The sequence below is a fragment of the Labilithrix sp. genome (assembly GCA_019637155.1).
Lineage (GTDB): Bacteria > Myxococcota_A > Polyangia > Polyangiales > Polyangiaceae > Labilithrix.
In genome coordinates this window covers 344,038-356,450 of sequence record JAHBWE010000006.1, presented here as the reverse complement: position 1 = coordinate 356,450, position 12,413 = coordinate 344,038, and the positions used below count along the sequence as shown (strand labels likewise).

Sequence of the window (12,413 nt, the reverse complement as noted above, 5' to 3'; positions counted from 1 at the left end):
AGGCGATCGTACGTCAGAGCGCGAGCAGGATCGCGCCCGCCGTGACGGCGGCGGTGCCGGCGAGCGCGAGGCGGCCGGGTCGCTCGCCGAGGAAGAAGCCCATCCCCTGCGCGAACAGGATCGACGTGTTCCGCAGCGTCACGACGAGCCCTGCGCCGACCTCCGCCAGCGCGGCGAGGAAGAGGAGGAAGCCGGTCGCGCCGAGGAAGCCGGCGAGCCCGATCGCGAGGGGCGAGCCACGCAGCGCGGCGAGCGCGGCGGTGCGGCGCGCGCGGCCGACGAGCGCGACGTTGATCGCGGCCGCGAGCCCGAGCGACACCGCGTTCGACGTCGCCGCCGACACGCCGCCCGCGAGCGCGCGCTTGTAGGCGAGGTTGTACCCGCCGATGAACAGGCCCGTGAGCGCGGCGATCGCGAACCCGGAGCTCGCCGGTCCCGCCGTCGCGCGCGAGGACGAGAACCCCACCCCCGCGAGCCCGGCGATGACGAGCATGGTGCCGCCCGCGCGGAAGGGGGTGAGCTCCTCGCCGAGGAGGAGCACCGAGATCGGCCACACGACGAGGAGCGCGCCGCCGCGGCTCACGGTGTACACGGTGCCGAGCGTGCCGCGCGCGAGCGCGCGCCCGAGCGCCTGGAAATACGCGGCCTCGAGGAGCCCGGCGACGAGCGCCCACCCGAGCGCGTAGCCGCGCCCCGGCGCGAAGCCGAGCAGCGCACCGATGACGACGGCGAAGGACGCGGACACCACCGAGCCCGCGATCACCGCGTGCTCCGGCTCGCGGCACCGCTTGAGGATCGCGTTCCAGCTCGCGTGGATGAACGCCGAGGCGAGGACGAGCGCGAGCGCCTTCGCCTTCATGACGTCGCCGACTTCGACACGCGAGCAGCGTACGGCCGATCGGGGCTATCCTCTTCCCCGAATGCTCGAATCCACGCCGATGCTCGTGGGCGACGTCATCGCGGGGAAGTACCGCATCGACAGCGTCGCAGGCGAAGGCGGGATGGGGATCGTCTACGAGGCCGAGCACGTCATCCTCCGCCAGCGCGTCGCGGTGAAGGCGATGCTGCCGGGCCTGCTCTCCTCCGCCGACGCGCTCGATCGCTTCTCGCGCGAGGCCTCCGCGATCGCGCGCATCACCTGCGAGCACGTCGTGCGCGTCACCGACGCCGGCACGCTCCCGAACGGCGCGCCGTACCTCGTCATGGAGTACCTCGACGGGAGCGATCTCGCCGACGTCCTCTCCCGCCGCGGACCGCTCCCTCCCTCCGAGGTCGTCGACTACGCGCTCCAGGCGCTCGAAGGGCTCGCGCACGTCCACGCCGCGCGCGTCGTGCATCGCGACCTCAAGTCGGCGAACCTCTTCCTCGCGCGCCTCCACGACGGCCGCCGCGTCGTGAAGCTGCTCGACTTCGGCATCGCGCTCGCGCCCGATCTCCTCTCGAGCGACGATCGCGCGATCGTCGGCTCACCGAGCTACATGTCCCCGGAGCAGCTCCGGCGCGACGCCCTCGATACGCGCACCGATCTCTGGTCGATCGGCGTCGTCATGTACGAGCTCCTCGCGGGCGAGGTGCCCTTCACCGGATCGCTCTCGCAGGTCATCGCCAAGATCCTCGAGAAGCGGCCGGTCCTGCTGAACGAGCAGCGGCCCGCCGTTCCGCCCGCGCTCGCGGAGGTCGTCGCGCGTTGCCTCGAGCGCGATCCCGACGCGCGCTGGCCCTCCACCCTCGAGCTCGCGCGCGCCCTCGCCCCGCACGGCACCGGGCAGTGGCGAGAAGCGGTCGGCCGCATCGAGCGCGCGCTCGCGAACGTGACGCCGCGGCGCGAGCCTCGTCGCTTCGAGACGCTCGACACCGCGCTCCAGGCGCTCGACGACGACGCGGCGCGCCCGCGCTGCGCCACCACGCAGCCGCCCGCCTCGGACGCCGCGGAGACGGAGCGGATCGGCGCGGCGTTCGGGCCGACGATGCCGATCGCGATGCCGACCGTGCCCGCGGCGCCGCTCGACGCGCGGCCGGGGGTGCCCGCGCCCGCGATCGCGCCCGCGCTCGCGCTCGCTCGCGAAGCCGAGTGGACGCTCCGCATCCTCATGATCGACGACAGCACGTTCGTCCTCGGCGTCTACTCGCAGATCCTCGTCAAGGCGGGCTTCGACGTCCGCACGACGACGTCGGTGCGCGAGTTCGACGACCTGCTCGCGCGCTGGCAGCCGCACCTCGTCTTGATGGACGTGCAGATGCCGGAGGTGAGCGGCGACGAGCTGTGCCGCCGCGTGAAGGCGCGCTTCAAGGCGACGGTGCCGGTCGTGTTCGTCTCCGACCTCCCGCGCGCGCAGCTCGCCGACCGCGCCGCCGCCGCGCAGGCCGACGCCTTCCTCTCGAAGACGAGCGACTGGAACGGCTTCGTCGACTTCGTCCGGAACATCTGCGCGATCACGTATTCGCCCGAACACCTGCCCTGAGCCGGCGGGCGCTATTCGCTCACGAACGCGAGGGCCTCGCTCATCGTCGCGGCGCCGTTCGGGCCGTATTCGCCGTGCACCGCGCCGGCGAGCGTCCAGAGCTTCGCGTTCAGCCCGCCGGCGGAGAGGCTCTCGACGGTCTGCTGCGACGGCGCCTGGTCCTCCTTCTCGCCGGCGAGCACCGCGACCGCCTTCGGGTTGCCGACGCTCTTCGGCGACGACTTCTCCGGCGCTCCCACCAGCACGAGCCGCGTGTACTTGTCCGGCGACCGGGCCGCGAGCGACACCGCGCGCGTCGCGCCCATCGACTCGCCGATGACGGTGACCTCGCTCGCGTCGAGGTCGATCCCGCGCACCGAGCGCACGGCCGCGATCGCCGTATCGACGCGACGGTCCAGCGCGGCGACGTCCTGCGACCACGTGCGGCCGCCGTTCGCGCACGCCGCGTCACCCTCGAGCGCGATGATCGTGCCGTGCGTCCGCACGCCCGACGACCACGCATCGAGGTCCGATTTCGCCTCGCCGCACATCCCGTGGATGTAGACGATCGGCCGCTTCGCCTTCGCCCCAACGCCCGCGACCACGAGCGCAGCGCGATCGCTGGCGACGTCGACGGTCTCGATCGCTCCGCGCTCGGGCTCCGACGACCGGCCCAGCTCGGCGGAGCGCGTCGTCGCGGCGCCGGCGGGCTCGCTGTCCCTGCGGCACGCGGCCGAGAGGGCGGCGAGCGCGACGGTGAAGATGACTGCTCGGTGGTGCATCCTTCGCCGACGAAGCAATCAGCTTGCCAGCGCCGGGGTCTTCGCGTGGTCCTTCGCGAGGAGGATGTAGAGCGACGGCACGACGAAGAGCGTGAAGAGCGTGCCGATCGCCATTCCGCCGACGAGCACGATGCCGATCGAGTTCCGCGCGACCGCGCCCGGGCCCGACACGAGCGTGAGCGGGAAGTGGCCCGCGACGGTGGCGGTCGTCGTCATGAGGATGGGGCGGAGGCGCGTGCGCGCCGCCTCCATCACCGCGTCGAGCTTGCCCTTGCCGGCGATCTGCTCGGAGTTCGCGAACTCGACGATGAGGATCCCGTTCTTCGAGACGAGGCCGACGAGGGTGACGAGCCCGACCTGCGAATAGATGTTCATCGTCGTCGTCCAGCCCTCCGTCAGCGCGAAATTCATCCCCGGCGGCCCCGCGAACTTCAGGAACGTGAAGATGAGCGCGCCGAACATCGCGAGCGGGACCGAGCCGAGGAGGATGACGAGCGGATCGCGGAACGAGTTGAACTGCGCGGCGAGCACGAGGAAGATGAGCAGGATCGCGAGCGACATCGCGGGGAGGAAGCGGCCGCCCTCCTGCCGGTGCTGCCGCGACTCGCCGGTGAAGTCGACGCGATAGCCGTGCGGCAGCTTCGCCGCCGCGATCGTCTCCACCGATTGGAGCGCGCCCTCGAGCGACTGCGTCGCGACGCCGGAGAGCTTCACCGCGTTGAGCTGCTGGAAGCGGTTCAGCGTGCGCGGCTCGACCTCGTCCCGGAGCGTCGCGACGGCGGAGAGCGGCATGAGCTGCCCGTTCGCGCCGGTGACGTGGATCTGCGTGAGCTGCTCCGGCGTGAGGCGGCCCGAGCGCTCGATCTGGGGGATGACCTTGTAGCTGCGACCATCCATCGAGAAGCGATTGACGAAGTTGCCGCCGAGCGCGGCGGACATGTCGGCGCCGATCTGCTGCATCGAGAGCCCCATCGCCGCGATCTTGTCGCGGTCGAGGACGATCTCCGTCTTCTGCTGATCGATCCGCACGTCGACGATGGGCGGAAACGCGAACTGCCCCGTCTTCATGAGCTCTTCGACGATCTGGTCGCTGAAGCGGAGGATCTCCTCGTGGTCCGCGGTCGACGCGATGACGACCTCGACCGGGAAGAAGCCGGGGCTCGGGAGCGGCGGCGGGTTGAAGACCGGCGCGCGCACGCCGGTGATGCTCATCGTCGCGGCGGAGAGCTCCTCCTGGATCGGGAAGATACTTCGTTTACGCTGGCTCCACGGTTTGACGATCATGCCGCCGAAACCGGTATTCGCGAACGTGATCTGAAAAGAATGGTCGAACTCGGGGACGGCCTCGAATTTCTCCTCGACCTGCTTCGAATAGGCGACGACCTGCTCGAGGCTGGCGTTCGCGGGCACCTCGAGCGCCCCGAAGACGCCGCCCTGGTCCTCGTTCGGCGCGAGCTCGGCGGGCGAGAACATGTACATCGGCACGACCAAGATCGAGAGCGCGACCCACACCGTGTACACGAGGCCGCGGTTCCGCAGCGTCGCCGCGAGCGCGCGCTCGTAGCGGCGGCGAATGGCGTCGAAGACGGCGTCGACCTTCGTCACGAACCAGCCGTGCTCGTGGCGGAGGAGCTTCGACGACATCATCGGCGAGAGCGTGAGCGCGACGACGCCGGAGATCGTGACCGCGCCCGCGAGGGTGAAGGCGAACTCGCGGAAGAGCGCGCCGGTGAGGCCGCCCTGGAAGCCGATCGGCGCGTAGACGGCGGCGAGCGTGATCGTCATCGCGATGACCGGCCCGACGAGCTCGCGCGCGCCGACGTACGCCGCCTCGAGCGGGCCCTTGCCCTCGCGCATGTTCCGCTCGACGTTCTCGACGACGACGATCGCGTCGTCGACGACGAGGCCGACCGCGAGGACGACGGCGAGCAAGGTGAGGAGGTTCACCGTGAACCCGAAGACCTGCATGAGGAACACGGCCCCGATGAGCGACACCGGGATCGCGACGACGGGCACGAGCACGCTGCGGAGGCTGCCGAGGAACAGGAAGATCACGACGATGACGATGCCGATCGTCTCGAGCAGCGTCGTGACGACCTCGCGGATCGCGTCGTCGATGTACGTCGTCGAGTCGTACGCCGTCTCCGCTTCCATCCCGCTCGGGAGCTCGCGCTTGATCTCCTCGAGCTCCGCGCGCACGGCGGCGATGACGTCGAGCGAGTTCGCGTTCGGCAGGACCCACACGCCCATGAAGGTCGCCGCCTTGCCGCTCATGCGGACGTCCTGATCGTAGGTGTCGGCGCCGAGGACGACGTCCGCGACGTCGGCGAGGCGCACGAGGGTGTCGCCCTGGCGCTTCACGACGAGGCGCCGAAAGTCCTCGATCGACTTGAGGTCGGTCGCGGCGGTGAGGTTGATCTGGACGAGCGCGCCCTTGGTCTGCCCGACCGCGGAGAGGTAGTTGTTCGCCGCGAGCGCCTCCCGCACCTGGAGCGGCGACACGCCGAGCGCCGCCATGCGATCGGACTTCAGCCACGCGCGGACGGCGAAGGTGCGGCCGCCGAGGATGTCGGCGCGCTGCACGCCCTCGATCGCGGAGAGGCGCGGCTGGACGACGCGTATGAGGTAATCGGTGACTTGATTGTCTTCGAGGATGGTCGACGCAAAGCTCAAATACATCGCCGCGACCTGCGCGTCGGACGGCTCGATGCTGATCGCCGGCACCTCCGACTCCGGCGGCAAGTCGGCGCGTACTTGATTGACGCGCGCGGTGATGTCCGCGAGCGCGTTCGCGGCGTTGAAATTGAGCTTCAGCCGGACGTTGATGGTCGAGAGCCCCTGCGTGCTCTGGGACTCGATGTAGTCGATGCCGTCCGCGGCCGCGATCGACCGCTCGAGCGGCGTGGTGATGAACCCGCGCACGAGGTCCGCGCTCGCCCCGACGTAGGCGGTGCGCACGGTGACGGTGGCGCTCTCGACCTTCGGATATTGCCGGACGTTGAGCGTCCTGATCGCCTGAATCCCGGCGACGATGATGATCAGATTGACCACGATCGCCAGCACCGGCCGGCGAATGAAGACGTCGGTAAACTTCATTGGCTTACCGGTTCTCGGGCACCGGCGCGAGCTTGGGATCGACCGTCTTCTTCGAGTTGTCGACCGCGACGGGGGCGTTGTTCCGGAGCTTGAACGCCCCCGCCGTCACCACCTCTTGCTTCGGCTTGACGCCGTCGAGGATGGCGACGAAATCGCCGCGCGACTCGCCGGTCCGCACGAACTGCTGCCGCGCGGTCTTGCCCTCGACGATGAAGACGGAGTCGCCGTAGGTCGCGTGGACGATCGCGGTCGCGGGCACGGTCGTGCGCTTGGACTTCCCCGGCAGCACGACCGCGACGTTCACGAACATGCCGGGGCGGAGCTGCTCCGCGCCCTTCCCCTCCTCGACGTCGGCGCGGAGCCGCGCGGTGCGGGTCGTGTTGTCGACGGTGGGATCGATCGCGGCGACCTTGCCCTCGACGACGCCGGCGTCGGACTCGAGCTGGATGCGCGCCGGCATGCCGAGCTGTACTTGCTGGAGCCGCTGCTGCGGCAGCGAGAAGTCGACGTGCACCGTCTCCGCCGTCTCGAGGCTCGTGATCGGCGTGCCGGGGTTCAGGTATTGCCCGAGGTTCACGCCGCGGATCCCGAGCTTGCCGCTGAACGGCGCGGTGATCGTCTTCTTCGCGATCTGCGCCGTGATCGCCTCCGCGTCCGTCGTCGCGTTCCGGAGCGCCGCTTCGTCCGCGTCGAGCTGGGCGCGCGAGATCGCACCCGACTGCGCGAGCGATCGCGCGCGATCGGCCGTCACGGCGGCGTGCTCGCGACGGGAGACCGCGGCCGCGAGCTGCGCGCGCTCGACGCTCGAGTCGAGCTCGACGAGGACCTGCCCTTGCTTCACCGTCGCGCCGGACTCGAAGCGGATCGCGCGGATGACGCCCGCGATGTCGGAGCTGATCGAGACGCCGCGCGCGGTCGCGACGCTGCCGACCGCGGTGACCAGCTCTTCCCACTCCTGCTCCTCCGCGATCGCGGAAGACACCGCCTCCGGTGGCGGCCCGGCCGCCTCCATCTGCTTGCCGAACCCGATGAGCTTGGCGATCTGCGCTCCCTTGATCGCCACGAGGGCGCCGATGACGGCGAGGACTCCGATGACGACGAGGACGTAACGCACGACCTTCCTTTAGTGCACGGTCCGTCGGCGCGCGGTGAAATCGACAGGCTGCGACTACCAGGCTTGCTCGAGCTCATGAGTGGTCGGGCGGGTCGCGGGGTCCTTGGCGAGGCAGCGGAGGACGAGCGCGTCCACGTCGGACGGGACGGCGGGCGCGTGCCTCGACGGCGGCTCGGGCGTCGCGTGGATGTGGCCGGAGAACACCTCGACGACGTTGCCGCCGGTGAAGGGCTCGCGGCCGGTGAGGAGGAAGTACGCCACGCAGCCGAGCGCGTAGACGTCCGCGGCCGGGCCCACCGTGTCGGGCGCGATCACGCACTCCGGCGCCATGTAGAGCGGCGTGCCGGCGAGCGCGCGCTCGCTCGTGAGCTTCATGTCCGGCGGGGTCGCGACGTCCTTCACGAGACCGAAGTCGAGGACCTTCACGAAGTCGCGCGCGCCGCCGCGGCGGCAGAGCATCACGTTCGCCGGCTTGACGTCGCGATGCACGAGGCCGGCGTCGTGCGCCTCGCCGAGCGCGGCGACGACCTGGCGCAGGATGTGGCGCGTCCGCGCGACCGGCTGCGGGCCCTCCCGCTCGACGAGCCGCGCGAGGTCCTCTCCCTCGAGGAGCTCCATCGCGTAATAGAAGACGCCGCCGCGCGTGCGGCCGTAATCGTAAATGGCGACGTTGTTGGGATGGGTGAGGCGGCTCGTCGCCAGGACCTCGCGCTCGAAGCGCGCCGTCGCCGTCTCGCCCGCCCGCTCCGGCGCGATGACCTTGATCGCGGTCGGGCGCTTCAGCATCGCGTGGCTCGCGCGGTAGACCGAGCCCATCCCGCCTTCTCCGATCTTCTCGTGAACGACGTATTGCCCGAGCTTGACCGCCTTCTCGACCGCGCTGCGTAGTCCGTAGATCGTCCTCGAGACGACGTAGACGCCGACGACGCCCGCCGCCATGCTGCGAGCCGCCGCGAACGTCGCCGCGTCGGAGAGGCCCGCCCGCCGGTACATCGCGGCGAGGCCGAAGAGGAAAGGCACCGCGCCCAGGGCCGCGAACGCCGTCGCGAGCCACGGCTTGCTCGGCACGAGCGCCGCGCGCACGACGAAGAAGAGGACGAAGAAGGCCACCGCCGACACGTCGACCGTGACGACGTACGGGACGACGGAGAGCGCGACCGCGGCGGTCCCCGCCGTCGCCACCGTCGCGACCACGTCGAGGGCGCGGAGGAGGAGCTCGTCGTGGACGCGGAGCCGCAACGCCGCGAAGACGAGGCCGAGCACGACCGCGTGGCCGGCCTGGACGTTCATGACGAAGCGGAGGAGCTCCGGATCGAGGTCCGCGAGGACGTGCCGGACGCGCCCGGCGAGGGCGGCGAGCGTCGCGAGCAACGCGAAGTAGCCATAGAAGACGGTGAGCCGGCGATGGAGGAGGGCCTTTCCGTCGACCGTCTCGGAGAGGGGGAGTCGATCGGCGGCGACGATCGCGCGCAAGGTGCCGTCGAGGACGGTCATCCCGCTCCCGAGCGCGCGAAGGCGCTGGGCGCGCAGCCGGTGTGGCGCGAAAACGCGGTGCTGAACGCGCTCGCCGATTGATATCCAATCTTCTCCGCCACCTCCGCGAGCGGGGCGCGATCCCGCTGGAGCACGTCCTTGGCAATCGCAATTCGCCATTCGAGCAGGTATTGCATCGGCGGCATTCCCACTTTGCGCGCGAACCGCTCCGCGAAGACGGCACGCGACATGCCCGCCGCCCGCGCGAGCTCCGCGACCGTCCAGCGATGGGCGACGTCCTCGTGGATGCGCCGCAGCGCGCGCGCGAGGGCAGGATCGGCGAGCCCGGCGAGCAGCCCTTGCTCCTCCCGCGCCGCCTCCACCGGGCGAAAGCGCATCGCCTCGACGAGGAGCACCTCGACGAGCCGCTCGAGGATCAGGTCCTTCCCCGGACGCTCCGCCGTCGTCTCCTCCGCGATCAGCTCCACGATCGTGCAGAGCCGCGCCGCGCCCGTGTCGCCGCGGCGAACGAGGACGATGGACGGCAAGAGCTTCACGAGCAGGTCCGCGTTCGCGCGGTCGAAGCGGAAGTAGCCGCCGAGCATCCGCATCGACGGCGGGCCTGTCTTCGTTCCGTGCCGCAGCTCCTCGCCGTGCGTCGGCGGTACGAGCCGTGGCTTCAGCGCGAGATCGCTCGCGAGCGTGAAGCCGGGCGTGGCGGGGAGAAGGACGAAGTCGCCCTCCGTCAGCTCGAGCGCGCCGATCCCCTCCCCGTCGAGGAAACACGAGCCCTCCAGCATGAGGCAGAAGCCAGGATCGACGTGCGCCTCGTACCGCACGCTCCAGCGCCCCGCGCCGGAGACGATCTTCGACAGCACCGTCTGCGGCCGCAGCAGCTGGATGACGGCGGCGAGCGGGTCTATGTTCGAGCCAGACGATCGCGAACGCATTCAGGAGTTCGCATTATAGCGCGTCTCGGTCGCGGGCCATATGGTCCTCTTCATGAAGACCGCTCTCATCACGGGTTCCTCCTCTGGTTATGGCCGCGCCACCGCGATCGAGCTCCTCGAGCGCGGGTGGAACGTCGTCGCGACGATGCGCTCGCCGCAGAAGTCCGACCTCCCCACCTCCGAGCGCCTCCGCGTCCTCCCGCTCGACGTCACCGATCGCGCCTCGATCGCCCGCGCGATCGAGGACGGCATCGCCGCGTTCGGCGGGCTCGACGTCGTCGTCAACAACGCCGGCATCGGCCTCCTCTCCGCGCTCGAGGCGACGCCGGAGCAGACGATCCGCGACGTCTTCGAGACCAACACGTTCGGCGTGATCGCGGTGAGCCAGGCCGTCGTCCCGCACTTCCGCGCGCGCCGCGCCGGCACGCTCATCAACGTCACGTCGAGCGCCGCGATCGTGCCGTTCCCGCTCGTCAGCGTCTACAACGCGAGCAAGTGCGCGATCGAAGGCTTCACGGAGTCGCTCTCGTACGAGCTCGCGTTCTTCGGCGTGACGGCGAAGATCGTCGAGCCGGGCTACGGTCCGGCGACGAGCTTCATCGCGAACGCCGCCGACCGCATGAAGGGCCTCGTCCCCGAAGCCTATGCGCCGTACGCCGAGCAGCTCGCGCGCGGCCGCGACGACACGAAGACCACGACCGACGCCGACGTCGCGCGCGCCGTGTGCCTCGCCGCGACCGACGGCTCCCGGCGCCTCCGCTACCCCGCGGGCCCGGACGCGGAGGAGCTGGCCGCGCTCCGCCGCGCCTACCCGGGCGACGACTACGTCGAGCACGTCCGCGCGCTGATGGGCCCGGCGCGGTAGGGGCGCGGAGCGACGCTCAACCGCCCGAGCTCGTCGACGACGTCGAGGAGCCGCCGCCCGAAGCGCCGTGGTCGGGCGGCACGGGAAGGTTGCACTTTGCATATTCCTCGGGGCCGGGGCCGCAGCCCTTCGCGCAATCGAACTCGAAGGTGATCCCGTTGCAGCTGCACGTGCCCGGCGCCCACTGGCCATTCTGCGAGCTGCAGCTGCACGTGAGGACGGCCTCGCCCGAGTCGCAGACGTACCGATTGGCGCTCTCGCACGAGAAGAGGCCCGCGCCGTTGCCGCCGCTCGACGAGCCGCTGCCGTCGTACTTGCAGCTCGAGGCGGGCGCGCCGGACGTCGAGGTCGTCGTCCCGCCCGTGGGCGGATTCTCCTTCACGGTCTCCGAACGATCCTCGTCCCGCTGGCCCGCGCGCGACCTCGACGACGTCGAGCCGGAGGGATCGGGATCGTCGACCTGGCCGTTGCAGGCGAACGCCGTCGCGCCGAAGAGAGCCGTGCCAACGAGGAGGAGAGCGAAGGTCCGAGTTGCGATCATGCCCGGTATTCAAGCACCGCGCGGGCCAACTCGATCTCGCGCCGTTTCAGCTCTCTGCCCTCGGAATGTGTGCCACTCGGCGCCCGAGGCACACCTTCGCGATCACGGATCGTGAGCTCTATCTCGATTGGCATTACACTGACGAGGCATGTCCGTCGTTCGCACGCGCGCGCTTCGTGGCGCGCTCCTCCTCGTCGCCGCGGCCTTCACCTCGTTCGTCCTTCAGGCTTGTGAGGACGACAGCGACCTCGGTCCGATCGCGTTCGACGCCGGCGGCCTCGACGGCGCGACGCCGCCGCGCGACGGCGCGACCGGCGACGTCGACCCGAACGCGCAGGTCGACGCAAACACGCAAGACGTCGCACCGCTCGACGGGGACATCGACTCGGGCGATACCGACGCCGGCGACGACGACGCCGGTACCGGTGACGACGCCGGCGACGAAGCAGACGCCGGTGACTCCGGTGACGACGACGCAGGTGACGACGCCGGTACCGGTGACGATGCCGGCAACGAAGCAGACGCCGGTGACGAGGCAGACGCCGGTGGCGACTCCGGCCTCCTCGATTCCGGCACCGAGATCGACTCCGGCACCGAGATCGACGCGGGCGGCTGCACGTCGCTGCCGCTCACCGCGACGGACAAGCCGCTGCTCGCCGCCGCGCCGCCGGCACCGACGCCGGCCGGAACGACGATCACGCCCGGCACGTACGACCTCTCCGGAGGGTTCTCGTACACGAACGCGTCGGCGCCCGGCACCGAGGTCGACACGCTCGACGCGGTGACGCTGCGCTTCAACGCGAACGGCACCTACGAGGCGGCGCACGACGACGGCTCGAAGAGCAGCGGCACGTGGACGACCGTCGGCACGAACCTCACGCTCAACATCGGCTGCCCCGGCGTCGTGGGCCCGATCGTCCGGCCGTTCACCGCGACGAGCACGACGCTCCACATCTTCTACGAGTCCTCGCTCGAGCACGTCTACGACAAGAAGTAGCGGCGCCGCACCAGCTCTCAGCCCGCGCCGCCGAGGAGCGCGACGGCGGCGCCGGAGCCATTGAAACGCATTCGTACCAATCAACTTGCAGACAGTGTAGTCTTTGCTACTACATGCGCATGAGTCAGCGCATTCTGAGCAAAATCCTCGCTCT

Annotated in this window: 10 protein-coding genes; 3 read left to right on the top strand and 7 right to left on the bottom strand. The window is 70.3% G+C overall.

The genetic code is table 11. The features are described 5' to 3' along the window. Positions 1-13: 13 nt before the first annotated feature. Positions 14-859, bottom strand: a complete 846-nt coding sequence (locus KF837_15040) for an EamA family transporter (protein MBX3228633.1) — start codon at positions 857-859, stop codon at positions 14-16. A 61-nt stretch (positions 860-920) separates the two neighbouring features. Here KF837_15040 and KF837_15035 point away from each other — a divergent pair, with 61 nt between their 5' ends. Beyond that, positions 921-2,462 carry a protein kinase gene (locus tag KF837_15035; GenBank protein MBX3228632.1) on the top strand — a complete coding sequence of 514 codons (1,542 nt, stop codon included), beginning with the start codon at positions 921-923 and terminating at the stop codon, positions 2,460-2,462. An 11-nt stretch (positions 2,463-2,473) separates the two neighbouring features. On the opposite strand, the gene KF837_15030 is transcribed toward KF837_15035, so the two are convergent. The 5 genes from KF837_15030 to KF837_15010 are packed head-to-tail and all read right to left on the bottom strand — an operon-like array spanning position 2,474 to position 9,856. Then, a complete protein-coding gene (locus tag KF837_15030; protein MBX3228631.1) occupies positions 2,474-3,223 on the bottom strand; it encodes an alpha/beta hydrolase in 750 nt (249 codons plus the stop codon). Positions 3,224-3,241: 18 nt separating this feature from the next. Next, entirely contained in the window at positions 3,242-6,319 is a 3,078-nt protein-coding gene (locus tag KF837_15025; GenBank protein ID MBX3228630.1) for an efflux RND transporter permease subunit, read from the bottom strand. 4 nt (positions 6,320-6,323) lie between these two features. After that, positions 6,324-7,433: an efflux RND transporter periplasmic adaptor subunit gene (locus KF837_15020; GenBank protein MBX3228629.1), complete on the bottom strand. Its 1,110-nt coding sequence runs from the start codon at positions 7,431-7,433 to the stop codon at positions 6,324-6,326. Positions 7,434-7,487: 54 nt separating this feature from the next. Next, a complete protein-coding gene (locus tag KF837_15015) occupies positions 7,488-8,927 on the bottom strand; it encodes a serine/threonine protein kinase (protein MBX3228628.1) in 1,440 nt (479 codons plus the stop codon). Next, positions 8,924-9,856 (bottom strand): AraC family transcriptional regulator, encoded by a 933-nt coding sequence (locus KF837_15010; GenBank protein ID MBX3228627.1) that lies wholly within the window; start codon positions 9,854-9,856, stop codon positions 8,924-8,926. Before KF837_15010 ends, KF837_15015 begins: the two co-directional genes overlap by 4 nt. A 52-nt stretch (positions 9,857-9,908) precedes the next feature. Here KF837_15010 and KF837_15005 point away from each other — a divergent pair, with 52 nt between their 5' ends. After that, complete coding sequence (locus KF837_15005; protein MBX3228626.1) at positions 9,909-10,721, top strand: SDR family oxidoreductase; 813 nt, start codon at positions 9,909-9,911, stop codon at positions 10,719-10,721. Between the two features lie 16 nt (positions 10,722-10,737). On the opposite strand, the gene KF837_15000 is transcribed toward KF837_15005, so the two are convergent. After that, positions 10,738-11,262, bottom strand: coding sequence for a hypothetical protein (locus KF837_15000; protein MBX3228625.1), 525 nt, complete (start codon positions 11,260-11,262; stop codon positions 10,738-10,740). A gap of 148 nt (positions 11,263-11,410) precedes the next feature. Between KF837_15000 and KF837_14995 the strand changes: the two genes are divergently transcribed. Then, the gene (locus KF837_14995) at positions 11,411-12,259 is read left to right on the top strand and encodes a hypothetical protein (protein ID MBX3228624.1); all 849 of its coding nucleotides are present in this window, start codon (positions 11,411-11,413) and stop codon (positions 12,257-12,259) included. The last annotated feature ends 154 nt before the right edge of the window (positions 12,260-12,413 follow it).